The sequence below is a fragment of the Marinobacter panjinensis genome, assembly GCF_005298175.1.
Lineage (GTDB): Bacteria > Pseudomonadota > Gammaproteobacteria > Pseudomonadales > Oleiphilaceae > Marinobacter > Marinobacter panjinensis.
The window spans coordinates 46,729-72,656 of the sequence record NZ_SZYH01000002.1 but is presented as its reverse complement, the minus strand read 5'-3'; the positions used below and the strand labels follow the sequence as shown (position 1 = coordinate 72,656).

At 58.1% G+C, this 25,928-nt stretch carries 22 protein-coding genes and 1 pseudogene; 11 read left to right on the top strand and 12 right to left on the bottom strand.

The window, feature by feature from the left end:
* Window positions 1–252: 252 nt before the first annotated feature.
* The 6 genes from paaA (at window position 253) to paaZ (ending at window position 6,101) form a co-directional block, all read left to right on the top strand.
* Window positions 253–1,245 carry a 1,2-phenylacetyl-CoA epoxidase subunit PaaA gene (gene paaA / locus FDP08_RS16625; protein ID WP_137437425.1) on the top strand — a complete coding sequence of 331 codons (993 nt, stop codon included), beginning with the start codon at window positions 253–255 and terminating at the stop codon, window positions 1,243–1,245.
* 17 nt (window positions 1,246–1,262) lie between these two features.
* Window positions 1,263–1,544, top strand: coding sequence for a 1,2-phenylacetyl-CoA epoxidase subunit PaaB (gene paaB, locus FDP08_RS16620; protein ID WP_027831090.1), 282 nt, complete (start codon window positions 1,263–1,265; stop codon window positions 1,542–1,544).
* A gap of 12 nt (window positions 1,545–1,556) precedes the next feature.
* Window positions 1,557–2,321: a 1,2-phenylacetyl-CoA epoxidase subunit PaaC gene (gene paaC / locus FDP08_RS16615; protein ID WP_137437424.1), complete on the top strand. Its 765-nt coding sequence runs from the start codon at window positions 1,557–1,559 to the stop codon at window positions 2,319–2,321.
* Window positions 2,305–2,874: a 1,2-phenylacetyl-CoA epoxidase subunit PaaD gene (paaD, locus tag FDP08_RS16610; RefSeq protein WP_137437423.1), complete on the top strand. Its 570-nt coding sequence runs from the start codon at window positions 2,305–2,307 to the stop codon at window positions 2,872–2,874. The genes paaC and paaD overlap by 17 nt, the downstream gene beginning before the upstream one ends.
* A gap of 13 nt (window positions 2,875–2,887) precedes the next feature.
* Complete coding sequence (gene paaE / locus FDP08_RS16605; protein ID WP_137437422.1) at window positions 2,888–3,967, top strand: 1,2-phenylacetyl-CoA epoxidase subunit PaaE; 1,080 nt, start codon at window positions 2,888–2,890, stop codon at window positions 3,965–3,967.
* 88 nt (window positions 3,968–4,055) lie between these two features.
* Window positions 4,056–6,101, top strand: a complete 2,046-nt coding sequence (gene paaZ / locus FDP08_RS16600) for a phenylacetic acid degradation bifunctional protein PaaZ (RefSeq protein WP_137437421.1) — start codon at window positions 4,056–4,058, stop codon at window positions 6,099–6,101.
* A gap of 66 nt (window positions 6,102–6,167) precedes the next feature.
* Here paaZ and FDP08_RS16595 read toward each other — a convergent pair whose 3' ends face one another.
* Window positions 6,168–6,647 (bottom strand): Lrp/AsnC family transcriptional regulator, encoded by a 480-nt coding sequence (locus FDP08_RS16595; protein ID WP_137437420.1) that lies wholly within the window; start codon window positions 6,645–6,647, stop codon window positions 6,168–6,170.
* A gap of 156 nt (window positions 6,648–6,803) precedes the next feature.
* Between FDP08_RS16595 and FDP08_RS16590 the strand changes: the two genes are divergently transcribed.
* The 3 genes from FDP08_RS16590 (at window position 6,804) to FDP08_RS16580 (ending at window position 12,951) form a co-directional block, all read left to right on the top strand.
* Window positions 6,804–10,322 (top strand): indolepyruvate ferredoxin oxidoreductase family protein, encoded by a 3,519-nt coding sequence (locus FDP08_RS16590; protein ID WP_137437419.1) that lies wholly within the window; start codon window positions 6,804–6,806, stop codon window positions 10,320–10,322.
* On the top strand, window positions 10,315–11,499 hold the full coding sequence (locus tag FDP08_RS16585; RefSeq protein WP_137437418.1) for an amino acid aminotransferase: 1,185 nt from the start codon (window positions 10,315–10,317) through the stop codon (window positions 11,497–11,499). The genes FDP08_RS16590 and FDP08_RS16585 overlap by 8 nt, the downstream gene beginning before the upstream one ends.
* 69 nt (window positions 11,500–11,568) lie before the next feature.
* Window positions 11,569–12,951 (top strand): sodium-dependent transporter, encoded by a 1,383-nt coding sequence (locus tag FDP08_RS16580; protein WP_137437417.1) that lies wholly within the window; start codon window positions 11,569–11,571, stop codon window positions 12,949–12,951.
* An 81-nt stretch (window positions 12,952–13,032) separates the two neighbouring features.
* Here the strand turns inward: FDP08_RS16580 and FDP08_RS20525 are convergent, their stop codons facing one another.
* The 6 genes and pseudogenes from FDP08_RS20525 to FDP08_RS16555 form a co-directional block, all read right to left on the bottom strand.
* Complete coding sequence (locus tag FDP08_RS20525; protein WP_228263396.1) at window positions 13,033–13,737, bottom strand: ABC transporter ATP-binding protein; 705 nt, start codon at window positions 13,735–13,737, stop codon at window positions 13,033–13,035.
* Window positions 13,738–13,947: 210 nt separating this feature from the next.
* Window positions 13,948–14,376: pseudogene (locus FDP08_RS20520) on the bottom strand (hemerythrin domain-containing protein); the annotation flags it as partial.
* Window positions 14,377–14,414: 38 nt separating this feature from the next.
* A complete protein-coding gene (locus FDP08_RS16570) occupies window positions 14,415–15,173 on the bottom strand; it encodes an ABC transporter ATP-binding protein (protein WP_137437415.1) in 759 nt (252 codons plus the stop codon).
* Window positions 15,170–16,177 carry a branched-chain amino acid ABC transporter permease gene (locus FDP08_RS16565; RefSeq protein ID WP_137437414.1) on the bottom strand — a complete coding sequence of 336 codons (1,008 nt, stop codon included), beginning with the start codon at window positions 16,175–16,177 and terminating at the stop codon, window positions 15,170–15,172. The genes FDP08_RS16570 and FDP08_RS16565 overlap by 4 nt, the downstream gene beginning before the upstream one ends.
* Window positions 16,177–17,052 carry a branched-chain amino acid ABC transporter permease gene (locus tag FDP08_RS16560; protein ID WP_137437413.1) on the bottom strand — a complete coding sequence of 292 codons (876 nt, stop codon included), beginning with the start codon at window positions 17,050–17,052 and terminating at the stop codon, window positions 16,177–16,179. Before FDP08_RS16560 ends, FDP08_RS16565 begins: the two co-directional genes overlap by 1 nt.
* Window positions 17,053–17,131: 79 nt before the next feature.
* Window positions 17,132–18,289 carry an ABC transporter substrate-binding protein gene (locus FDP08_RS16555; protein WP_137437412.1) on the bottom strand — a complete coding sequence of 386 codons (1,158 nt, stop codon included), beginning with the start codon at window positions 18,287–18,289 and terminating at the stop codon, window positions 17,132–17,134.
* Window positions 18,290–18,596: 307 nt separating this feature from the next.
* On the opposite strand from FDP08_RS16555, the gene paaX reads away from it, so the two are divergent.
* The gene (gene paaX / locus FDP08_RS16550) at window positions 18,597–19,559 is read left to right on the top strand and encodes a phenylacetic acid degradation operon negative regulatory protein PaaX (protein WP_137437411.1); all 963 of its coding nucleotides are present in this window, start codon (window positions 18,597–18,599) and stop codon (window positions 19,557–19,559) included.
* A gap of 65 nt (window positions 19,560–19,624) precedes the next feature.
* Here the strand turns inward: paaX and FDP08_RS16545 are convergent, their stop codons facing one another.
* The gene (locus FDP08_RS16545) at window positions 19,625–20,779 is read right to left on the bottom strand and encodes a YbfB/YjiJ family MFS transporter (RefSeq protein ID WP_137437410.1); all 1,155 of its coding nucleotides are present in this window, start codon (window positions 20,777–20,779) and stop codon (window positions 19,625–19,627) included.
* Between the two features lie 45 nt (window positions 20,780–20,824).
* The gene (locus tag FDP08_RS16540; RefSeq protein WP_137437409.1) at window positions 20,825–21,613 is read right to left on the bottom strand and encodes an acyl-CoA thioesterase; all 789 of its coding nucleotides are present in this window, start codon (window positions 21,611–21,613) and stop codon (window positions 20,825–20,827) included.
* Window positions 21,614–21,811: 198 nt separating this feature from the next.
* On the opposite strand from FDP08_RS16540, the gene FDP08_RS16535 reads away from it, so the two are divergent.
* Window positions 21,812–23,323 (top strand): DEAD/DEAH box helicase, encoded by a 1,512-nt coding sequence (locus FDP08_RS16535; protein ID WP_137437408.1) that lies wholly within the window; start codon window positions 21,812–21,814, stop codon window positions 23,321–23,323.
* Between the two features lie 15 nt (window positions 23,324–23,338).
* Here the strand turns inward: FDP08_RS16535 and FDP08_RS16530 are convergent, their stop codons facing one another.
* From FDP08_RS16530 to lgt, 3 genes are all read right to left on the bottom strand, one after another.
* Window positions 23,339–23,848 (bottom strand): dihydrofolate reductase, encoded by a 510-nt coding sequence (locus FDP08_RS16530; RefSeq protein WP_137437407.1) that lies wholly within the window; start codon window positions 23,846–23,848, stop codon window positions 23,339–23,341.
* Between the two features lie 447 nt (window positions 23,849–24,295).
* Entirely contained in the window at window positions 24,296–25,135 is an 840-nt protein-coding gene (locus FDP08_RS16525; RefSeq protein ID WP_137437406.1) for a thymidylate synthase, read from the bottom strand.
* Window positions 25,132–25,920 (bottom strand): prolipoprotein diacylglyceryl transferase, encoded by a 789-nt coding sequence (lgt, locus tag FDP08_RS16520; RefSeq protein ID WP_137437405.1) that lies wholly within the window; start codon window positions 25,918–25,920, stop codon window positions 25,132–25,134. Before lgt ends, FDP08_RS16525 begins: the two co-directional genes overlap by 4 nt.
* Window positions 25,921–25,928: the final 8 nt, after the last annotated feature.

The window sequence follows — 25,928 nt, the reverse complement described above, 5'->3', positions numbered from 1 at the left end:
AAAGACGTCGATTTAATTTCACTTTCCGACCAATGATCTCGATAGCATTTGTTCACGTATCATAACTTTTACCATTTAAATCATGCATATAAGCGTTATCAAGCGATACTTGAGATATAACATGACACACAAAGACTATTCTTGATATTTATTCAGTATCATATAATATGGAGTTATTCGCCCTCTGGTGTTACTTGAGGGTGCCAGTGTTCACGGAGCTTCAGAACAACAAGCCCGATCCGGAGGTATTTTATGTACGCCCAGCTCGTTGAAACCGGCGCCAAGCGCCTGAAGACCCTGGAAGAGATGTCGCCCGAAGAGCGCGAGTTTCAGGAAAAGGTCGACGCGGAAACCAAGATCGAACCCAAGAACTGGATGCCTGAAGGCTACCGCAAGACGCTGGTTCGCCAGATCTCCCAGCACGCCCACTCCGAAGTGGTCGGTATGCTACCGGAAGGCAACTGGGTTACACGCGCGCCCACACTCAAGCGCAAGCTTCAGTTGATGGCCAAGATTCAGGACGAAGCAGGCCACGGCCTGTACCTGTACAGCGCCATGGAAACCCTCGGTGCAGACCGCGATGCAGAAATCGAGAAGCTGCATCAGGGCAAAGCCAAGTACTCCAGCATCTTCAATTACCCTACCCTGAACTGGGCGGATATGGGTGCGGTTGGCTGGCTGGTGGATGGTGCTGCCATCGTCAACCAGGTTGTACTGCAGCGTACCTCCTATGGCCCCTACTCCCGCGCCATGGTCCGCATCTGTAAAGAAGAGAGCTTCCACCAGCGCCAGGGATACCAGATCCTGCTGGACATGATGCGTGAAGGCACGGACGAACAGAAAGCCATGGTGCAGGACGCCATCAACCGCCTGTGGTGGCCGGCCCTGATGATGTTCGGCCCGCACGATGACGAGTCCCCGAACTCACAGCAGTCCCTGGCGTGGAAGATCAAGCGCAAGAGCAACGACGAACTGCGCCAGATGTTCATCGACCAGACCATTCCACAGCTCGAATTCCTGGGGTGCACCGCGCCGGATCCTGACCTGAAATGGAACGAAGAGACCGGCCACTACGATTTCGGTGAGATCAACTGGCAGGAATTTTACGACGTTCTCAAGGGTAACGGCCCTTGTAACCGCGAGCGTATCAATACTCGCAAGAAAGCAATTGACGAAGGCGCATGGGTCCGCGAAGCGGCGGTCGCCTATGCCAAAAAACAAAAACAGCGCGCACAAGCCGCCTGATACTGGAGGAATGCAATATGTCTGAATGGCGCCTTTACGAAGTTTTTGTGCGGTCCAAGCACGGTCTGAACCACAAACACGTGGGCAGCGTGCACGCCTCTGACGCCGAGATGGCCATGGAAAACGCTCGCGATCTGTACACACGCCGTAATGAGGGCGTGAGCATCTGGGTCGTGCCCTCCGACACCATCACGGCCTCCGCATCCGACGAGAAGGAAGTACTGTTCGACCCGTCGGAAGACAAGATTTACCGGCACGCTTCTTTTTACGAGCTGCCCGATGAAGTCGGACACATGTAAGGAGCGAATCCAATGACACAAGCAGAAGCATTAAAGGAATACCTGCTGCGCCTGGCAGATTCCGACATGATCCTGGGCCAGCGGCTGTGCGAGTTATGCGGCAAGGCCCCGGCGCTTGAGGAAGAAATGGCACTGATGAACGTTGCCCTCGACCTCGTCGGCCAGGCCCGCAACTGGTACGAGTACGCTGCCGAGCTGATTGATGACGGCCGCGATGCCGACAAGCTGGCGTTCCGCCGCGATGCCCATAACTACCGCAACTTGCTGCTCACCGAGCAGCCTAACGAGGACTATGCGGTCACCATGGGTCGGCAGTTTTTCTTCGACGTGTGGCATTACTTCACACTCAAGAGCCTGACCGGATCCAGCGATGAGCGTATTGCCGGTATTGCCGCCAAGGCCCTGAAAGAGGCTACCTATCACCTGCGCCGGTCATCCGAGTGGGTCAAGCGCCTGGGCGATGGCACCGAAGAGAGCCACCAACGCATGCAGGATGCGGTTGATATCCTGTGGCGCTTCACCGGCGAACTGATCACTCCGGACGACACCGATCGTGTCCTGGCCGAGGCGGGCATCGGCCCGGACCCCGACCAGCTGGCCACAGACTGGCGCGGCATGGTCAACGAGGTGCTCACCCAGGCCACCCTGACACCGGGCGCCGAAGACGCCTGGATGTATATGGGCGGAAAGCACGGCGAGCACACCGAACACCTCGGTTTCATTCTGGCAGAAATGCAGTTCCTGCAGAGGGCCTATCCCGATGCCACAACATGGTGAGTCAGACCACAGGTCAGCCGTTGATATCCTGATTGCCAGTGATCGGGTGCCGGCAAACGCCCGCCCCGATCTGCTGACAGAGGACGATATCTGGACACTTCTGGAGGAGGTCAAAGACCCCGAAGTGCCGGCAGTAAGCGTCGTGGAACTCGGCATTGTTCGTGCCGTGCGTTGGGACGGGAAAGAACTGTCCATTGACGTAACCCCGACCTATTCCGGCTGCCCGGCCACCGAGTTGATTGAGGAACTGATTACCGAAGCCATGCGTGCCGCAGGCTTCCGGGATCCGAAAATCAACCAGGTGCTGACCCCTGCCTGGACCACCGACTGGATCACAGCCGAAGGCAAAGAGAAGCTTCGGGCATTCGGAATCGCACCGCCCGAGGGCAGCTCCAGCAAGCTGACCCTGCTCGGGGAGCCGGACGTCATTGCCTGCCCACATTGTGGCAGCAACGACACTGAACGGGTCAGCGAATTCGGATCGACCGCCTGCAAAGCACTTTATCGTTGCAAGGAATGCCTCGAGCCCTTCGACTATTTCAAATGCATCTAGAGCCGATACGATCATGAATAAATTCTACTCACTGACCCTCAAAGAGGTCAGACCTGAAACAAGAAACGCCGTATCACTTGCTTTTGACCTGCCGGAAGATCTGGCGGACAAATTCAGCTACAAACAGGGCCAGCACCTGATTGTCAGAACGCAGATGGATGGCGAGGAAGTGCGCCGTTCCTATTCGATCTGCCGCAGCGTCAACGATCAGGAGCTGCGCATCGCGGTCAAACGGGTTGCCGGTGGTCGTTTCTCCACGTTTGCCAATGAGCAGCTGAAGCCAGGCCAGACGCTGGAAGTCATGCCGCCCCAGGGCCATTTCTCCATCGACCTGGATCCCGAGCGGGAAGGTAATTACCTGGCCGTAGCTGCCGGCAGTGGCATCACCCCGATACTGTCGATCGTCAAGACCACCCTGGAAACCGAACCCAAGAGTGAGGTAACGCTGTTCTATGGCAACAAGGCCACCAGCAGCACCATGTTCCGGGATGAGCTCCAGGACCTGAAGAACGAATACATGGCCCGCCTGAACCTGGTTTATATCTTCACCCGTGAAGAGCAGGACATTGACCTGTACAACGGGCGGATTGACCACGACAAGTGCGACGCCCTGTTTGATCACTGGATCAACGCCAAGGATCTCACCGCCGCCTTCATCTGTGGCCCCCAGCTGATGACCGAGGATGTCCGGGACTCGCTGCTTCGTCATGGCATGGACAAAAGCCGGATCCATTTCGAACTGTTTACGCCGGTCGGTGGTGCGCCCCAGGCCCGCAAGGACAGGGCGCCGTCCAAAGTGGACCCGCAGTCCGTCAGCGAAGTGACCGTTATCGCCGATGGCCGCTCCCTGACCTTCCCGCTGGTTCGTGATACCAAGAGCATCCTCGAAGCCGGCAACGAGGAAGGTGCGGATCTGCCCTTCTCCTGCAAAGCCGGCGTCTGTTCCACCTGCCGCGCCAAGGTTGTGGAAGGCGAAGTGGAAATGGACCAGAACTTTGCCCTGGAAGACTACGAAGTGGAAGCCGGCTATGTGCTTTCCTGCCAGTGCTACCCGGTCAGCGACAAGGTGGTTCTGGACTACGACGAAATGTAGTTTCCGCCCAGCCCACCAAGACACGAACAAGGCAAGCCCCGCACACACGGGGCTTGCCTTGGCGTTTCAGAAACAAACGGAGTTCCCCATGTCAGTCCTGAAAAGTTTCATCGCCGGCCAGTGGGTCGGTGAAAAGCCTGCCAAGGCCCTGCCCAGCGCCATCAACGGCGAGATCGTCGCACACACCCACGACGACACCCTCGATTTCAAAAAAGCCGTTGAGTATGGCCGCAAGGTCGGCGGCAAGAACCTGATGGCGATGGATTTCCAGGAGCGCGCCCTGGCCCTGAAGGCCATGGCCATGTACCTCCAGGAACACAAGAAAGAGCTTTACGCACTGTCGATGCATACCGGTTCTACCAAGGGCGATAACGGCATTGATATCGATGGCGGTTTCGGCACCCTGTTCTCCTATGCCAGCATGGGCCGGCGCGAATTGCCCTCCGGCAACGTGGTGCATGAAGGCCCGGTGACCCCGCTGGGCAAGAACAACCACTTTGCCGGCACCCATATCCTGGTGCCCCGTGGCGGTGTGGCAGTTCACATCGATGCCTATAACTTCCCGGTGTGGGGCATGCTGGAAAAATTCGCACCGACCTTCCTGGCGGGCATGCCCTCCATTGTGAAACCGGCCACCTCTACCTGCTATGTGACCGAACTCGCCGTTCGCCTGATGCAGGAATCCGGCGCCCTGCCTGAAGGCAGCCTGCAATTGATCATCGGCAGCACCGGCGACCTGTTCGATCACCTTGAAGAGCAGGATGTGGTCACCTTCACTGGCTCGGCGGCAACCGCTCGCAAGCTCAAGAATCATCCGAACATCATCAACCGTTCGATTCCGTTCAATGCCGAGGCCGACTCACTGAACAGTGCCGTTCTGGCGCCGGACGTGACCCCCGAGCACGAAGAATTCGATATCTTCGTGAAGGAAGTGGGCCGCGAGATGACGGCGAAGGCGGGACAGAAGTGTACGGCTATCCGCCGGGTCCTGGTACCGAAAGACCAGGTAGATGCTGTCTGCGAGAAACTCAAGGAGCGCCTGTCGAAAGTCACCGTCGGCGACCCTTCGGTCGAGGGCGTTCGCATGGGCGCCCTGGCCTCCATCGACCAGCTTGAAGACGTCAAAGCCAACATCCAGGAACTGCTGAAAACCAGCGAACTGGTCATGGGTGGCGAAGGCAGCTTCAAACCGACTGGAGAGGGCACCGAGAACGGTGCGTTCATCGAGCCTCACGTGCTGCTGTGCCGGAACCCCGAAAATGGTTGTGGCGCGCACGACATCGAGGCTTTCGGCCCGGTAGCAACGGTGATTCCCTACGACACCATTGAGGACGCAGTCTCTTTGTGCGCCCAGGGCCGGGGCTCACTGGTCACCACCCTGACCACCCGGGATCCCGCCATTGCCGGCAGAATCGCTCCCCTGCTTGCGGCCTTCCACGGACGTCTGCACCTGCTGGATGCCGAAGCTGCGAAGGAGTCCACCGGCCACGGTTCACCCCTGCCCATGCTCAAGCATGGCGGCCCGGGTCGCGCCGGTGGTGGCGAAGAACTCGGTGGTATCCGCGCAGTCCATCATTACCTGCAGAGAACGGCGATCCAGGGCTCCCCGACCATGCTGGCAGCGGTCACCCGCGAGTATGTCCGTGGTGCTGATCTGATTGAAACCGACGTGCACCCATTCCGTCGCCACTTTGAAGATCTGCAGATCAATGAATCCCTGCTGACTCACCGACGCACGGTCACCGAGGCGGATATTGTCAACTTCGGCTGCCTGTCCGGCGACCATTTCTACATGCACTTTGATGAAATTGCAGCGCGGGACTCACAGTTCGGCAAGCGCATTGCCCATGGCTACTTCGTGCTTTCTGCGGCGGCCGGTCTGTTCGTTTATCCGGGCGAAGGTCCGGTTCTGGCCAACTACGGTCTGGACACTCTGCGCTTTATTGAGCCGGTTGCCCCGGGAGACACCATCCGGGCGCGGCTGACCTGCAAGCGCAAGATCGATCAGGGGCGGACATCCCCGGATGGACACCCCCAGGGCGTAGTGGTCTGGGATGTTCAGGTTCAGAACCAGAACGACGAACTGGTTGCAAGCTACGACATCCTGACACTGGTTGCCAAAAAGCCCGAGTAACACCGGGCTACCGCTCTTACTCCCCGCCCTGCGGGGAGATACGCTCAGGTTCGCATTATTGACGTCTCATACCAGGCCATCCACCGGGATGGTCTCGGTATTCTTGATCTCCCGCAAAGCAAAGTTTGAATTCACCTGTGCAATGCCCTGCAAGGTAAAGATCTTTTCGTTCAGAAAGCGGTCATAGCTGGCCATATCCGGCACGACAACCCTCAGTACGAAATCGGCATTGCCGGTCACCGCAAAACACTGGAGTACCTCCGGGTAACTGCTGACCTGCTGTTCAATCTCCGCGGTGCTGTCGATAGTGTGTCGCTGTAATGACAGGTTGACCAGCACGCACAAGCCCTGGCCGATGCGATCGGGGTCCAACCGCGCGCTATATCCCCGAATGACACCGCTTTCCTCCAGCGTCCGTACCCGCCGCCAGCAGGCCGCTGGCGACAACCCCACCTGTTCTGCCAGTAACTGGTTACTGATGCGCCCGTCCTGCTGAAGCACCGACAGGATCCGCCGATCCAGTTTATCGAGGTTGACCTGTTTCATTTGGTAACACCTGATTTTTATCAAAGGTTCTTGCTTACCATTGTCTTTTATCAAATATCCTTTCGCAAACCCCGACAACCCCCACTTAATAAGCAAGCACCTTTTGCGGACTTCTCTCTAGAATTCTGGTTATAAAACCGACAAAAGGAGGGCACCATGTCCGCCGATACCCCGCAGCTCGACAATTACAAACTGGAAGACCGCTACCTGCGGGAATCAGGCCGGGTTTTCCTGACCGGAACACAGGCACTGGTCCGCATCCCGTTGATGCAGGCCGCCCTGGATCGCAAACAGGGGTTGAACACCGCCGGCATGGTCAGCGGTTATCGGGGCTCTCCACTGGGTGCCTACGACCAGGCGCTCTGGCAGGCCCAGACCCTGCTCGATGAAAACCGTATCGATTTTGTGCCAGCGATTAACGAAGACCTGGCAGCCACCATCATGCTGGGCACCCAGCAGGTGGAGACCGATGATGACCGCCAGGTGGATGGCGTATTCGGCCTCTGGTATGGCAAAGGCCCCGGGGTTGACCGCGCCGGCGATGCCCTCAAACACGGCACCACCTATGGTTCATCCCCCCACGGCGGTGTTCTGGTAGTTGCCGGTGATGATCATGGCTGCGTGTCCTCGTCCATGCCCCACCAGTCCGATGTGGCATTCATGAGTTTCTTCATGCCCACCATCAACCCGGCCAGCCTGGCCGAGTACCTGGAATTCGGCCTCTGGGGCTATGCCCTGTCCCGTTACAGCGGCTGCTGGGTGGGTTTCAAGGCGATATCGGAGACGGTTGAAAGCGCGGCCTCCGTGGAGCTGCCCCCGCTGCCGGAGTTTGTCACGCCCGATGACTTCACCGCACCCGAAAGCGGCCTCCACTACCGCTGGCCGGATCTGCCCGGGCCCCAGCTGGAAACCCGAATCGAACACAAGCTGGCCGCCGTGCAGGCCTTCGCCAGGGCCAACCCCATTGACCGCTGCCTGTACAACAACCCGGACGCCCGCTTCGGCATTGTGACCACCGGCAAAGGTCACCTGGACCTGCTCGAAGCCCTCGATCTGCTGGGCATCGATGAAGACAAGGCCCGGGACATGGGGCTGGATATCTACAAGATCGGTATGGTCTGGCCCCTGGAGCGGCGCGGCATTCTCAACTTCATTCATGGCAAGGAAGAAGTCCTGGTCATTGAAGAAAAGCGGGGCATCATCGAGAGCCAGATCAAAGAAACCATGTCCGAGCCCGACCGCCCCGGCGAGGTATTGATTACCGGCAAACAGGATGAGCTGGGCCGCCCGCTGATTCCCTATGTGGGTGAGCTGAGCCCGAAACTGGTTGCCGGCTTCCTGGCTGCCAGGCTTGGCCGGTTCTTCTCACTGGACTTCAGCGAGCGCATGACCGAGATCAGCGCCATGTCCAATGCCCAGGACCCGGGTGGCGTCAAACGGATGCCCTATTTCTGCTCGGGCTGCCCCCACAACACGTCCACCAAGGTCCCGGAAGGCAGCAAGGCTCTGGCCGGCATAGGCTGCCACTTCATGGCCTCCTGGATGGGCCGCAACACGGAATCCCTGATCCAGATGGGTGGCGAAGGGGTCAACTGGATCGGAAAGAGCCGCTATACCGGCAACCCCCACGTCTTTCAGAACCTGGGTGAAGGCACCTATTTCCACTCCGGTTCCATGGCCATCCGCCAGGCCGTGGCGGCAGGCATCAACATCACCTACAAGATTCTGTTCAACGATGCCGTGGCCATGACTGGCGGCCAGCCGGTGGATGGCCAGATCACCGTGCCCATGATTGCCCAACAAGTGGCAGCCGAGGGTGTTCGCCGGGTTGTGGTGCTCAGCGATGAGCCGGAAAAATACGATGGCCATAAAGACCAGTTCCCGAAGGACGTCACCTTCCACGACCGTTCCGAACTGGATACGGTTCAGCGCGAATTGCGGGACATTCCGGGCTGCACCGTGCTGATCTACGACCAGACCTGTGCCGCTGAAAAGCGCCGGCGCCGCAAGCGCAATCAGTTCCCGGACCCGGCAAAGCGGGCATTTATCAACCATCACGTCTGCGAGGGTTGTGGCGATTGCTCGGTGCAGTCCAACTGCCTCTCGGTTGTGCCCCGCAAAACCGACCTGGGCCGTAAGCGCAAGATCGACCAGTCTTCCTGCAACAAGGACTTTTCCTGCGTCAACGGCTTCTGCCCCAGCTTTGTCACCATTGAAGGCGGGCAGCTGCGCAAATCCCGGGGTATGGACACCGGCTCGGTACTGACCGGCAAACTGGCCAACATACCAGCCCCGGACCTGCCGGAGATGACCGGCTCCTATGACCTGCTCGTTGGCGGCGTCGGTGGCACTGGTGTGGTCACTGTAGGACAGCTGATCACCATGGCCGCACACCTGGAATCCCGGGGCGCTTCGGTACTGGATTTCATGGGCTTCGCCCAGAAGGGTGGTACCGTTCTGAGCTATGTGCGCATGGCGCCGTCTCCGGACAAGCTGCACCAGGTTCGGATCAGCAACGGCCAGGCCGATGCGGTTATCGCTTGTGATCTGGTGGTGGCGTCCTCCCAGAAGGCCCTGAATGTACTGAGGCCGAACCACACCCGGATTGTAGCCAACGAAGCGGAACTGCCTACCGCCGATTACGTGCTCTTCCGCGATGCCGACATGAAAGCCGACAAGCGACTGGGCCTGCTCCGAGATGCGGTCGGTCAGGACCACTTCAATCAGCTCGACGCCAATGGCATCGCCGAGAAGCTGATGGGCGACACCGTATTCTCAAACGTGATGATGCTCGGCTTTGCCTGGCAGAAAGGGCTGCTGCCCCTGTCTGAAGCGGCCTTGATGAAGGCCATCGAACTCAACGGTGTGGCGATTGATCGCAACAAGGAAGCCTTCGGCTGGGGCCGCGTGGCCGCTGTTGATCTGAGCGCGGTAACGGACCTGCTGGACACCGGCGGCGCGAAGGTTACTGAGACCAAGTCCGAGCCGACCCTTGATGAGCTGATCGAGACCCGTCATGGCCATCTGGTCAACTATCAGAACCGGCGCTGGGCCGATCAGTACCGGGCCAGTGTTGCCGAAGTCCGGAAGGCCGAGGAAGCCCTGGGACAGACAAACCTGCTCCTGACCCGGGCCGTGGCGCAGCAACTGTATCGCGTCATGGCCTACAAGGACGAGTACGAAGTGGCCCGGCTGTTTGCGGAAACCGACTTCATGAAAGAAGTGATGGAAACCTTTGAAGGTGACTTCAAGGTCCACTTTCACCTCGCCCCGCCCCTGCTCAGCAAGGAAACCGATGCCCAGGGACGCCCGAAGAAGCGCCGATTCGGTCCCTGGATGTTCCGGGCCTTCAGGCTGCTGGCAAAATTCCGCAGCCTGCGCGGAACCGCGGTGGATCCCTTCAGTTACTCAGCAGACCGGAAGCTGGATCGCGCCATGTTGAAGGACTACCAAAACCTGGTGGCTCGCATTGGCCGGGAACTGGACGCCAGCAACTACGAAACTTTCTTGCAACTGGCCGAGCTGCCAGCCGACGTCCGGGGCTATGGGCCGGTGCGCGAACAGGCAGCAGAAGGCATCCGTGAAAAACAGACCCAACTGATCAAGGCGCTGGACACTGGCCGCCCCACCCTCATCCGTACCCAACCGGCCGATAAGGAGGCGAACCATGTTTGAGGCCCTGAAGCCGCTGCCACAGGACCCGATCCTGCAATTGATGCAGACATTCCGGGAAGATACCCGGCCGGACAAAGTGGATTTGGGGATCGGTGTGTATAAGGATGACGCCGGCAATACGCCGATCATGGCCGCTGTACATGAAGCCGAACGGCGTCTGCTTGAGGGCGAAACCACCAAGAGCTATGTGGGACCCGCAGGCGCTGCCGGATTCAACAATGCAGTGGCGGAGCTGATCCTGGGAAGTAACAGCCCGCTGATCCGGGAGGGCCGGACATCGGTGGTTCAGACGCCGGGCGGCTGTGGCGCCCTGCGCATGGCGGCGGAGTTTCTGCGCCTGTGCCAGCGGGATACCACGGTGTGGGTGAGCACTCCGACCTGGGCCAACCATCTCCCCTTGCTGGGAGGAGCAGGCCTTACCATCCGAGAATATCCGTACCTCAATCCAGAAACGCTGGAGGTAGACTTCGCCGCCATGCTGGGCACTCTCGAAGGTGCTAAAGCAGGTGATGTGGTGTTACTCCATGGCTGCTGCCATAACCCGTCAGGCGCCGACCTGAGCCTGTCGCAATGGCAGGAAGTCACCAGTCTGATTCAGCGGAAGGGTCTGTTGCCGTTCGTGGACATGGCCTACCAGGGTCTTGGTGAGGGTCTGGAAGCTGATGCGGCCGGCTTGAGACACCTGGCCGGTTCGGTGCCGGAAATGCTGATTGCTGCGTCCTGCTCCAAGAACTTTGGCCTGTACCGTGAGCGCACCGGGGCCCTGGCTCTGATCTCCGCCACGGCAAGCATCAACTCGGCGGCCACCAGCCAGCTGCTGAGCGTCATCCGCTCCCACTACTCCATGCCCCCGGCCCACGGTGCCGCTATCGTGGAGACCATTCTGGGGGATGACTGGCTGCAAGCCCAATGGCAGGAGGAGCTGAGCGGAATGTGCAAGCGCATCCTGCACCTGCGCCACGGCTTTGCCGACGCATTGGCGCCAGTTGGTGATTTCAGTTTTATCGCCCGTCAGCGGGGCATGTTCTCGTTCCTCGGGATCAGCCCTGAGCAGGTTAGCCAGTTACGGGAGGAGCATGGGATCTACATGCTGGAGAGCAGCCGTGTGAATGTTGCAGGGCTGAACGACCGGGTCATGCCACGGGTAGCAGACGCCATACGCGACGTCCTCAAGTAAGCAGACAGCTCAGACAACAAACCAGACCAGAAACGTCAATCCGACAAAAACAACTACGCGGAGACCTCAATGAGTCAGAATTCCCAACCACACCAGCAGGCCAACAACCTCTGGTCTTCACGGATGGCCTTCATCCTTGCTGCTGCCGGCTCGGCAGTCGGCCTCGGGAACATCTGGAAGTTTCCCTACATTACCGGTGAGAATGGCGGCGGCGCTTTCGTCCTTGTCTACCTTGCCTGTATTTTTCTTATTGGCGTGCCGGTATTGATCGCTGAAACCATGATCGGCCGCCGGGGCGGCCAGAGCCCGGTAGCCACCATGCGAACCCTGACCCACACCGAGGGCACCGCGAGGGGCTGGAGAATCATCGGCTGGAACGGCGTTATCGCTTCGTTTCTGGTGCTGTCTTTCTATGCCGTGATCGGCGGCTGGGCCCTGGTTTACATCGGCAAGGCGGCTTCTGGCCTGTTTACCGGCGCCGATGCCGAAACCATTGGCGGTCAGTTCGGCGGGTTGCTCGCAAACCCCTGGGAACTGTTGCTGTGGCACTCCGTGTTCATGGCGATTGTTGTGTTTATCGTTGGCCGCGGCATTCGCTCAGGGCTTGAGAAAGCCGTGAACATGCTGATGCCGCTGTTGTTCGTGCTGCTGATTGCCATGGTGATCTATGCCATGAACAGTGGCAGCTTTGGCCGTGCAGTGAGCTTCATGTTCTCCCCGGATTTCAGCAAGCTGACCACGGCCGGCGTGCTGACCGCCCTCGGGCATGCCGCCTTCACCCTGAGCATTGGTATAGGTGTGCTCATGGCTTATGGCTCCTACCTGCCGAAGGACGTCAATATCGCCAGAACCGCAATGACCATCACCGTTCTGGACACCAGTGTTGCGCTGCTGGCCGGACTCGCCATTTTTCCCCTGGTGTTTGCCAACGGCCTCGAACCGGGCGCCGGTCCCGGCCTGATCTTTGTGACCCTGCCGCTGGCTTTTGGCCAGATGATCGGTGGCGCCCTGTTCGGCACCGTTTTCTTCGCCCTGCTACTGGTGGCGGCCATTACCTCCGCCATCTCCATGCTCGAGCCGGTGGTGGAATGGCTGGAAGAACACAAAGGAGTCGGCCGGGCCAAAAGTGCGCTAGGTGGCGGGCTGGCGATCTGGTTCATCGGCATCGGCACGGTGCTGTCGTTCAACGTCTGGGAAGACCTTCATCCGCTGGAGTTCATCGTGTTCTTTGAAGGCAAGACCGTGTTCGACCTGCTCGACTTCCTGGTGTCCAACCTGATGATGCCCCTGGGTGGCCTGGCCATTGCCCTGTTCGCAGGCTGGGCCATGAAGCGGGAAGGTCTGCCGGGGGATATTGGCCTGCAAGGCGGTGCCTTCAGGGCCTTTATGTTTGTACTCCGCTATCTGACGCCCGCCGGCATAGCGATAGTGTTCCTTTACAATCTTATCTGACAGAACCCCTCAAAAGTCCACTGGTCGTGAAACACAAAGCCCCGCAATGTGCGGCGCTTTGTGTGGTCCGAACCTGGAACATCACATACCCAGGTATGCTTCACGAACTTTCTCATTGCTGAGCAGTTCACGGCCAGTGCCTTCAATTACCACCTTGCCGGTTTCAAGCACATAACCACGGTCGGCCAACGCCAGCGCCTGGGACGCATTCTGCTCAACCAGGAAGATGGTGATGCCCTCTTCCTTCAGCTCCTTGACGATGTTGAAGATCTCTTCGATGATCAACGGCGCCAGGCCCATGCTGGGCTCATCCATAAGCAACAACCTTGGCTTGGCCATCAGGGCCCGCCCCATGGCCAGCATTTGCTGTTGACCTCCGGACAGCTCACCGGCCAGGTTGTGGCGCTTCTGGCGAAGGATGGGGAACTTGGTGTACATGCGCTCCAGGTCGTCCATCACCTCAGGCGTCCTGCCACGGGTATAGGCGCCCAGCAAAAGGTTGTCATGAACACTGAGGTCCTTGAACACCTGTCTCCCCTCCGGCACCTGAACAATGCCATCAGCCACCCGCTGATCGGCGGGGATCTTCGCCAGATCCTTGCCCTCAAAGGTGATCGCGCCACGGTCTGTAGGCTGCAGCCCCGAGATCGTCATCAGCAGTGTGGATTTGCCAGCTCCGTTGGCGCCCACCAGGGAGACAATCTCGCCACTGTTGATATGGATGTCCACATCGTGCAGAACCTCAATCTGGCCATAGGACGTCACAAGCCCCTTGATGGACAGCATTTCCTGCTTTGCGTGAGGCGCAGTCACCCGGTCTGCGTGCTTGAGACCCAGCCCCCCGAATTTCTCCGGTGTGTAACTGACAATCTGGTGACGCAGCTCCCGGAACTCTTCCCGCACCCGTTCACCAAACAAGGGGTCGTTTTCCACATCCCGCGCTTCGATGATCTGCTGCCAGTCTTCCTCGGTCAGCAGTTTCCGGGCCCGGGGAATAACCACGCCCTCTTCCTTGCGGATATGCTTGCGAAGGGCTTCCGTGAAACGTGCCAGGGCATGACTGAATTCCTCACGACCTTCCGGCCAGCGTTCTTCGCATTCCGCCAGCAGCTCGCGCAACTCAAGAAGCTTTTCATGCCCGATCACATAGCCCTTGGCCAGCTTCTCAAGCAGGGGCGCTGTTTCCGGGGACTTCTCACTGAGCCGCTTGTAGAGCTCGATGTCCGTGGGCGTACTGTGCACCCGTTGGGAGAAGTGCTGAATGTAATCAAAGATCGTCTTGACCAGCCGCTCATCCGGCCGCTGATCGTTGACGTTCATATCACTCAGTAGCTGATCCAGCAGATCGAGGATCCGCCACAGCGCCTGATGTTCGTGCACAATAATTCGGACGGCCTGCTCACTGCGTGACCGGGCAGGCGCCATTTCAGTGTGTTGCTCGCTCATGTGAAATGTCTCCTTGCTCAGCCACCCAGATAGGCGGCGATAACGTCAGGGTTCTGACGGATTTCTTCGGGCGTGCCTTCGGCCAAAACGCGACCATAGTTAAGTACGAGCAACCGGTCGGATATCCCCATCACCAGTTTCATATCGTGCTCAACCAGCATCACGGTTATGCCCTGATCCGCTATTTTCCGAATAAGGTCTTCCAGGGCTGCGGTCTCCGTGGCGTTCAGGCCTGCGGCCGGCTCATCCAGCAGGATGACCTTGGGTTCCGCCGCCAAGGCCCGGGCAATCTCCAGCCGCTTGAGCGCACCGTAGGACATCGCAGAGGCTTCGGCGCCCACGTACTCGCCACACCCCACGTATTCCATAAGTTCAGCGGCGCGCTTGTAAGCAAACTCCTCGTCCCGGCGCAAAGCCGGCAAGCGGAACAGTGTGGTGAACAGGTTGCTCTTGAGCTGGAGGTGCCGGCCGAGCATCACATTCTCAATGGCGGTCATGTTCATACAGATCTGCATCTGCTGAAACGTCCGGCACATACCCCGTTCCGCAAGTTGGTTCGGTTCCAGCCTGGAGGTACTCTCACCATTCAGCAGAATCTCACCCTTGGTGGGGATATAGAGCCCGGTGATCAGGTTGAAAAGCGTGGTTTTTCCGGCACCGTTCGGGCCTATGACAGAATAGACCTGCCCCGCCTCCACGGCGAAGCTGACACCTTCCACCGCATGAACACCACCAAAGGCCTTATCCAACCCTTTGACTTCAACCAGAGCTGTCATGCCTCACCTCCCGCTTTCTTGCGCATTCTTTTGGAAACAACTGCGGTCAGCGTTGGTAACAGCCCCTTGGGCATGAAGATCATGGTCAACATCAGGATCAGGCCGAACATGACTGTTTCGAGTTCCTGGAAGTCCGCCAGCACCTGCGGCAACAGCTTCAGCACCACGGCACCGAGAATCACACCGAATGTGGATCCCATGCCACCGAGCACGACCATAGTGATAAAGAGAATGGAGAACTCGAAGCTTGCTACTGCAGGCGTGATAAAGCCCTGGAAGTGAGCGTAGAGGCCACCCATCAGGCTGGCGTAAATGGCAGAGATCACGAACACGAGGCTCTTGTACTTCGCGGTATTGACGCCGACGACACTGGCCGCCACTTCCGAACCATGCACGGAACGCAAAGCTCGGCCAATGGGAGATTCAATCAGGTTCAGGGCAAACCAGACCGCCACGAGAAGAACAGCACTGGCAAACATATACCAAGCCTGAACGCCGGAAATCTCCAGCCCGAATAATGAGTATGCGCCAAATGAACTGAGCTCCCAGCCAAACACCTCAAAAGCCGGGACCGGCATACCATCGGGGCCACCGGTAATAGCCCGTTCGTTGTTCAGGATAATGGCAATAATAAAACCCACTGCAAGGGTCGCCATGGAAAGGTAGTGCCCTTTAAGACGCAGAATCGGACGCCCGACAACCCAGGCAATAATACCAACAACGGCGGCACCTACCAGCAGCGCCGGCACAGACGGCCAGCCATAGGTTCCCGTGGCTATCCCTGTGAAGTAGGCACCGAGACCAAAAAACCCGGCGTGACCAAGGCTGATCTGCCCCGCAAAGCCTACCAACAGGTTCAGGCCGACCACCGTAGCGGCAATAATGGCTATCTGGGTAGCCAGCTCATAGTGAAAGGGGTTGCTCAGAAAAGCCGGCAGAACAAGAAGGATCAGTGTGAGGACCATCAGGCCCCGGAGACGCGACTGCATAAAACGATTCAACATCAGACACGCTCCACGACTTTGGCACCGAAGAGTCCGCGGGGCATGAAGAAGAGCACCAGCAGAATCATGGAAAATGCGACCGCATCCTTGTAATCGGAAGAGATATAACCGGCCGCCATGGCCTCAACAATTCCAAGGGCAAGGCCACCGACAACCGCACCCACACCGCTGCCCAGGCCACCGATAGCGGCCGCGACAAAACCTTTCAGACCCAGGATGATGCCGATGTCATAAGAGGTGAAGGTGATAGGTGCCACCACAATACCGGCCACAGAACCCAGCAACGCAGACACCATGAAGGCCAGCATCAACACCATCTGGGTGCGGATACCCACCAGGCGCGCCGCTTCCTTGTTCATGGAAGTTGCCAAAATGGCCTTGCCTATGAGCGTTTTGGTGAAGAACAACACCAGACCGACTACCATTATCGCGCCGATTCCCAGAACCCAGAGGCTCTGGCTGTTCAGAACCGCACCAAATACCTCGATCGGCTCATTGGTGCTGAAATTCTGCATAACATGGTACTGCTTGCCCCAAACCACCTGGGCAATACCACGAATAAAGATGGATGCACCGATGGTGATGATAATCAGGGTAACTACATCGGCCTGCTTGGCCGGTGCAATGGCCAGTCGTTGAAGGGCAATCCCCAGCACACCGGCCAGAATGACCGCCAGCACGACCGCAAGCACCATGGGTACTCCCATGGCCGTCAGGGAAACTGTCGCCATGCCTCCTATCATCAGGAATTCGCCCTGGGCAAAGTTGATGACATGGCTGGCGTTGTAAATCAGGGTAAAACCGAGGGCTATCAGGGCGTAGGTCGCACCGATAGTTATCCCGGTGAACAGGTACTGTAAGAATTCTGCGAGCATAGCGGTGGTTCCGGTCGAACATCGGCTGGCGACTTATCCGAAAGGACAGCCGCCAACCGCGAGACAGGTGAAAGGGATATCAGTCAATCAGTTTCCATTCGCCGTTCTGGACTTCCAGAATGCGGAAGGAATCTGCATCAAGGCCATTGTGGTCTTCCGGAGACATATTGAACTCACCGGTGACCCCAACGTAACCCTTGATGTTCTCCAGTGCATCGCGCACAGCCGCAGGGTCGGTAGAGCCAGCTTCTTCGATGGCACGAACCGCCAGCATCAGCCCGTCGTATGCGTAGGCACCGAAGGTTGAAACCTTGGAATCCCAACGAGCCTCGTACTCCGCCTTGTAGTTCTGCACCACTTCTTTCTGGGGATCATCTTCCGGCAGGGAGTCCGGAACCAGCAGCGGAGATGCCGGCAGGCGCAGACCTTCCGCAGAGGAGCCAGCCAGTTCGAGGAAGCTGTCAGACGCAACACCGTGGGACTGATAGAACGGAAGTTCCATACCCAGCTGGGCGTAATTCCGGGTCACAATTGCCGGGCCCTGACCGAAACCGAAGTTCAGAACCGCCTCAACACCCTTCGTGTTACGGATATTGGTCAACTGGGCGGTCATGTCTGTATCAGATCCGCTGTAGGTGACATCGGCCACCACTTCCATGCCCATCTTCTCTGCCACTTCCAGAGTCTGGGTGCGGCCGGAACTGCCAAAACCACCGGTACCGGAAATCAGGCCGATTTTGGTGATACCACGGTTTTTCATGTCCGCCAGGATGCGCTCTGCCGCCATGCGGTCAGACTGAGGCGTCTTGAATACCCACTTCTTCACCGGAGTGGTAATAACCACTGCACCAGCCAGGGAAATGAAGGGAACCTGAGCCTGCTCAATCAGAGGTACCGCAGCCATGGTGGCACCGGTGGTGCTGCCACCAACGATGATATCAACCTGATCCGAGCGGATCAGGCGACTGGCGAAGTTACGGGCAGAAGAGGCATTGCCAACGTCGTCATAGTGAATCAGCTCTAGCTGACGCCCAAGAACACCGCCTTCTTCATTGATTTTTTCGACGTACATCTCGAGCGTTTTCAGCTCGGGGTCGCCCAGGAAGGATGCGGGACCCGTGACAGACAGGAACGACCCGATTTTGATAGGTTCAGCTGCCTGAGCACTCATCATCATGAGACCGGCAGCAGCAACGGCTGCGCATTTTCCTGCGCGACGCATCATAGTTTTAAGCATTGTTTTTGTTCTCCCGAATTGTGCAGGGGCTTGAGTATGTTTTGTTACTTCATCCTTGATCACACCAGTCCTGTTTTCTTCGCTCCCGGTAAAATTCGATACCATTGACGAATATCAAACGAAGTTATTGTATCATAACTTCCATGTCAACCGATTTCAGGGGGTCCGGCCAAGGCTCTTTCAGTAAAGCTGACGCTGACGCAACCCGCCAGCACGGCAATCAGAGAGACAAGTCTTTACCTGACACGTAAGACCCGCATAATACGCGCAGCGTGTTTCATTGATTCTTATTTGCGAACCCAGGGCCATGACTGCAAAAAACCAGCTCGAACTGCTCGTCAAAAACTTCCAGAAGAAACGGCCACTCCGTGCCGGCTCTCTCATCATTACCATCTATGGCGACGCCATCGTCCCCCGCGGCGGCAATGTCTGGCTTGGCAGCCTGATGAAACTGGTAGAACCCATGGGCATCAGTCAGCGTCTGGTACGCACCTCGGTGTATCGCCTGGTTCAGGAGTCATGGCTGCAAACCGAAAAGGTCGGGCGCTGCAGTTATTACAGCCTCACCGGCCCCGGCCTGCGTCGGTTCGAGCAGGCCTTTCAGCATGTTTACAATCTCGATACGGCGGAGTGGAACGGCAGCTGGTGCCTTGTCTACCTGAATCAGCTGGCTCCGGAACTTCGTCAGAAAGTCAGGGAAGAACTGAAGTGGCTCAGCTTTGGCAGTATGGCCCCGGGGCTGATGGAGCACCCGAGGTTTACCCGCAACGAACTGATGCCCATGCTGCAGGAATGGGGTGCCGTGGACGACACCATCGTGATGCAGACCATGCCCATGGAGCAGAAGAGCCCCAGAGCACTTCGCCTACAGGTTCGCGAAAGCTGGAACCTGGATGAACTCGGGGGTCGTTACAGGCGCTTTCTGAAACAGTTCCGCCCTTTGTGGCGGGAGCTTCAGTCTGAGGACACCCTTAACCCGGAGGAATGTCTGCTTCTGCGGATCCTGCTGATCCACGAGTATCGCAAGATATTGCTTCGTGACCCCCTGCTGCCCGATGAACTGTTACCGGGGGACTGGGAGGGCCGCAGCGCCAAGCAGCTTTGTCGCAACCTTTACCGTCAGATCTATGTGCGCGCCGAGCAGTGGCTGGACGAGACTCTGGAGAATGCTTCCGGCCCTCTGCCAGGGCCCGGTGAGAAGTTCTATAAACGCTTCGGAGGTCTGCGCGACACGGGGAGTTTTACCGAAACCCTGCCGGAAATGGAATAAAGGCGTTCCGAATCCGATTACTTCGGCCGCTATTGCGGGGAGCTCGCAGATGCATCCTGCCCCCGTTATTCCATTTTACGTGCCAGGTGCAGCATCACCACACCGAGCGCCATCACAGCCAGGGTTAGCCAGAGCCCGTTGGTGTAATTACCTTCCACATCGGCCAGGTAACCTACAACAGCAGGCGCCAGCATCTGGGCTATGCCATAGCTGAACGTTAGCCGGCTCATCGGCCGGGATGGATTCTCCGGGAAAACACGCCCCACCATCGCCAGCATCATGCTGACAATACCGATAAAGCTGGCGCCATAGATCACGGCGCTGAGCATTACGCTGACCATATCGGCATTGACGATCAGCATCACGATACTGACGGCGTTAAGCGTGTATGCCAGATACAACGCCAGCCACTGACCCCACCGACGCGAGAACACATCCCACAGCCAGCAGGCCGGTGTGGCAGCGAGACCTACAATCAGCCAGATCAGCCAGCCGTGACCCTTGAGCTGCGGCATTGACTCCGCGATAGCCACCAGGAAGGTGGCTGTCACCACATAGCCCACCCCCGCGCAAAAATAGGCCAGCTGCAGTATGCGAATGAAGCGGCTCCGCTCATTCCCTGCAGCTTTGCCCGCGGTTTGCGGCAAGGCGCAGGCCCTGTAGTCCGGCATCCAGCGCCAGGCGGGAACCACCAGCACTAACGCCACCAACCCGTAAATCACCCACTGGGTATCCCAGGTAAAGGCATCTTTGATCAGCTCGGCCACCACCGCAGTAAGAACAATCCCGAGACCGATGCCAGAAAAGAAAACCCCCAGCTCGGACTTCTGATTGTTCCTGATCAGCCAGCTCATCAGCAGACCTGCCCCCAGCAACATGCCTGCTGAGGTGCTGAGCCCGGAAATGAACCGCAAAATGAACCACAACCACACATTGGTGGTGTACCCCATAAGAACCGTTGAAATCACTGCCACAACAAGCCCGAGCTGGTAAAGCCGCACTTTTAGCCCGAGATCGCTGATCCGGGTGATCAGCAAAGCGCCGGTCAGGTAACCGGCGTAATTTACCGTTGCCAGCATGCCCACTACGGAAGTGCTCAGACCAAGCGCGCCGACCATCTCGGGAATCATCGGTGTATAGGAGAAGCGGGCAATACCCACCATGACCACAACCGCGATCACGCTGGCCACCAGCACTTTCATCGTTTCGACGGGTTTCACGGGGATTCCTTACCTCAAAGACAGGGATGGCCGTTGGTATTATCGTTATCCAAAGACCGTTACCGTTTGCCGACTAAGGGCTACCAGCTCTCCGCGTGCGGTCCAGATCCCCGCATAAGTGTGGCCGTACCCTGAACTTGCTTCATCAATCGTCGCCTTGTACAGCAGCCAGTCTCCTGGCTCCAGAACTGGCCTGGGATGCACGATATCAAGTGCCCAAGTCAGGGAACTGGTTTTTACCCGGCCTTTCACATAGGGCAAAACAGCAGGCGGCCAGGCATCAACGAGGGCAATGATGTGGGCGTCTGAAAAGGTTTCCGGAGTCTTCCTGAACTGCATCCAGCCACCAAGCTCGCGGCCACCCTTGCCACTGAACGGCAGATTACCAAAAGCCCAGCGCATCTCAATCTGCTGGATAAATTCGGGAGTAACCCCCTTGATATAATCCAGTCCGCTACATTGGTCTACCGGTGTCGCGTCCGGCGCTGGCAAGGCGTCCACCTGCACTTCCGAATCCCTGTCGCCACCAAAACTGGCAAGAACCATCAGCCTGGGCTCACCACCCTGAACAATGCGCCCCAACACCTGGCTGACAGCCTTACCTTCACGCAGAAGTTCGGCCTTGACCGTCGCAGGCTCCTCCGGCGTTACCGGGCCCACAAAAGACACCTGCATGGACCTGAGCGGCCGGCCAGGCGCGACAACATTCGCCATCCGGTCAAACACAAGCGCTGCACTCACACCGCCAAAGGAGGCCCGGCCCTGTGCCCACGAAGACGGAATGGTTACTTCGCCATCGCCTGCGGCCACTTCCAATAATTTTTCGAAATTCATCAACTTGCCTTATTAGCATCCTATCCGATTCAATCCGGAGATTGCCGAATATCCTCCCGCAACGCAACCGTCGGCGCCGGCAACTACCTACCGCCCCACCGGCATTAGCCGTGTTAAAGACTCAAGAAACCAGTTATAATCCCCGCCACATCATGCATTGCATTGCAATGCTTTACCCTTCGAATTCCGAGTACATTAATGTCTGACTTGTCTTTTGCCGAACTCGGCCTGGATCCAGCTGTCCTTGAAGCTGTTGCCGCCGTCGGTTATGAAAAACCTTCTCCCATACAGGCCCAGACCATTCCTGCGCTGTTGGCTGGCAAACATCTTCTGGGCGTTGCCCAGACCGGCACCGGGAAGACCGCAGCGTTTGCGCTGCCGCTGTTGAGCCGGATTGACGCCTCCCTTATGGAGCCGCAGATTCTGGTACTGGCACCCACACGGGAGCTGGCCATCCAGGTGGCCGAGGCGTTTACCACCTACGCCAGCAAATTCCGCAACTTCCATGTACTGCCAATATACGGCGGCCAGGATTTCTTTCCCCAGATCAAAGGCCTGCGCCGCGGCGCCCAGGTGATCGTGGGAACCCCCGGCCGTATGCTGGACCACCTGCGCAAAGGCACCCTGAAGCTCGACAGCCTCAAGGCCCTGGTGCTGGACGAAGCCGACGAAATGCTTCGCATGGGTTTCATTGATGACGTGGAAGCGATTCTGGCGAAGACACCGGATAGTTGTCAGCGCGCACTGTTCTCAGCGACCATGCCGCCGCAGATCAAGAAAGTGGCCCAGACCTATCTGCGCGATGCCACGGAAGTAAAAATCGAGAGCGAGACCCGCACGGTTGAGCGTATCTCCCAGTTTGTATTGCCGGTTTATGCCGAACGCAAGCTGGATGCGCTGACACGCATTCTTGAGGTGGAGCCGCTGGACGCTGCCATTATCTTCGTACGCACCAAAGCGGAGACCACGCTGCTGGCGGAAAAGCTGTCAGCCCGTGGACATTCAGTGGCACCGCTGAATGGCGACCTGAACCAACGCCAGCGTGAGCAGACGGTGGATGATCTCAGGCGTGGCAAGAAAGATATCATCGTGGCAACAGACGTAGCTGCGCGCGGCCTGGACGTGCCCCGCATTACCCACGTCATCAACTACGATGTGCCTTACGATACCGAAGCCTATATCCACCGGGTTGGCCGCACCGGCCGTGCTGGCCGTGAAGGCAAGGCGATTCTGCTGGTGACCCCCCGCGAGCGCAGCTGGCTGCGCACACTTGAGCGTGCCACCAACTCGCCGATGGAATCCTATCAACTGCCTTCGCCCGTAGAGCTCAAGAAGATGCGCGAACAGCAGTTCGAAACGCAGCTGCTGGGTTTTGCCGAGGACGGTAAACTGGCCAAGGCGATGGCGCTGCTGGATGAAATTGCCGAACGCAATGAAATGGACACGGCGATGGTGGCCGGTGCCCTGGCCTGCTGGCTGGAAGCGTCCCAGCCCGGCTCACTGCCGCTGGATCAGCCGGACGCCTTGCCGGAAATTTCCGCCAATGCGCCGCCGCGTCGGGACCACAAGGGTGGTCGTCCTGGTGGCAAGCCGGGATACAAGCCAGGCTTCAAGAAAGGCCCCAAGGGCCGTGGTGGACCCGGCCCGAAGGGCAAGCCCCCGGGCAAGGGTGGCAAACCCGCCGGTAAGCGCCCGCCCCGTCAGGGCTGATTTAGCCGCTCAGGGCTACCTCAAGCGCTGATAGACTACGAAGCTGTAGTCATAGGGATTGTTGTCGGACGCGGAGAAATCCTCCCGTCCGATTTCTTCCCACTCATCCCAGTTTACTTCCGGAAAGAATGCGTCTCCCTCCACGTCAGCGTGCACCTGGGTAACATAGATTCGATCTACCATCGGCAAGGCTTCGGCGTAAATCTGTCCGCCACCGATGATCATCACTTCGTCCCCACCTTCAATCTCGGCCTGAGCTTCAGCTTTCACCAACGCTTCGTCCAGTGACGTTGCCGCCACCGTTCCCGCAGGCGCTTCCCATTCCGGATTCCGTGAAATCACCACGTTCATCCGCCCGGGCAATGGCCGCCCAATGGAATCCCAGGTTTTCCGCCCCATGATGATGGGCTTGCCCATGGTGGCCTGCTTGAAGTACTTGAGATCGCCCGGCAAGTACCACGGGAGCTTGTTGTTACGGCCGATGACCCGGTTTTGGGACATGGCCACTATGAGAGCCTTCCTCATTATTTGTCTATCCTCTTGCTTGGGAGCTCCGGATCCGGGGCCCTCGGGATTTGGGGGCCGCAAGAGGGCGGGAAGACGTGTCCAAAAAACGCCTCAAGGCATCCATGCGCGACTTGAGCTCCGCCATCCATGGCTCCGCACATTTTTGGACACGTCTTCCCGCCCTCTCGCGATTCGACAATGCAGTTAGCTGATCAATGATCACCACGAGACAGAGCACTTGTTAAGCTTAAATCAGAATAGATGCCCCAAACCTGACCTGATCTCCCGGAAAATCGAACTCTGCGATTCATTTGCGGGGCAGCGGGTGGGGCTTTCAGGAAATGTGCGGAGCCATGGATGGCGGAGCTCAAGCCGCACAGGGACGTCTCGAGGCGGTTTCCTGAAAGCCCCACCCGCTGACCTGCAGCCCCCAAAAACCATAGGGCCGGAAACCAGGCCAAAGGCTCAAACCGCAATAGGCGCCTTAATCCCGGGGTAAGGGTCATACCCGTCAAACTCGAAATCCTCAAGCTCGTATTCAAAGATCGACGAAGGCTTCCGTTTGATCACCAGCTCAGGCAAAGCCCGGGGCGATCTTTTCAGCTGTTCAAAGACGATATCGTCGGTCAAGTGGTTCTGGTACAGGTGGCAATCACCAAAGGTGTGCACGAACTCGCCGACGTCCAGGTCGCACTGCTGGGCGATCATGTGAGTCAGCAAGGCGTAGGATGCGATGTTGAATGGAACCCCCAGGAACAGGTCTGCGCTGCGCTGGTAGAGCTGGCAGGAGAGCCTGCCGTCGGAAACGTAGAACTGGAACAGGCAGTGGCACGGGGCCAACGCCATGCGGCCCTGACGCACATTGTCCTGGGGGCCGATGGATTCGTCAGGGAGTTCGGCCGGGTTCCAGGCGGAGACGATCAGCCGGCGGGAGTTGGGCTTGTTGCGGATCTGGTCGATCACGTCGCTGATCTGGTCAACGGTGCTGCCGTCCGGGCATTGCCAGCTGCGCCATTGTTTGCCGTAGATTGGCCCCAGGTCACCGTTTTCCAACGCCCATTCATTCCAGATGGACACCTTGCGCTCTTTCAGCCAGTTGTTGTCAGTGGAGCCCTGCAGGAACCACAACAGCTCCTGGATGATGCTGCGCAGGTGGATTTTTTTGGTGGTCACCAGGGGAAAACCTTCCTGCAGATTGAAGCGAATCTGGCGGCCGAACACGGAACGGGTACCAACACCGGTGCGGTCACCGCGGTCCGTGCCGTTGTCTACCACGTCTTTCATCAGGTCGAGATAGGCTTTCATTCAGCGTTTCTCCGGTAAGCAAAAACAATCAGCGCGATACCCGCGAGGATCATAGGGAATGACAGCAACTGCCCCATGGTGAGCCAGTCAAAGGCCAGATAACCCAGTTGAGGGTCTGGCTGGCGAACAAATTCCACCAGGAAGCGGAAGACGCCATAGCATGCCAGGAACAGGCCGGACACGGCCATGCGGGGCCTGGGTTTGGAGGAGAACCACCACAGGATAATAAAAAATACGACGCCCTCCAGAGCAAACTGGTAAAGCTGGGACGGGTGTCGCGCCAGGGCATCCGGGGCGGTGCGGAAGACCATGCCCCAGGGAAGGTCCGTGGGCTTGCCCCAGAGTTCGCCATTGATGAAGTTGCCGATACGGCCAGCACCCAGGCCCACCGGCACCAGCGGCGCGACGAAGTCGGCGATTTGCCAGAAGGTGCGGCCAACCTTGCGGCCGAACCACCAGATGGCGAACATCACGCCCAGCAGGCCTCCGTGGAAGGACATACCTCCCTCCCAGACCCTCAACAACATCAGTGGGTCGGCAGCGAAGGCACCGAAGTTGTAGAAGATCACATAACCAAAGCGGCCGCCAAGTATGACACCCAGAGCAATGTAGAAAAGCATGTCACCCATCTGGACTTCGGTGATGGGCGACCAGGGTTTGCGAGCGCGAATGCGGCCCAGCCACCAGCCAACAAGAAAACCAACCAGGTAGGTCAGGCCATACCAGTGTATTTTCATAGGTCCAATGGCGATGGCCACCGGATCAATCTGCGGATGCTGGAGCATCAATAACC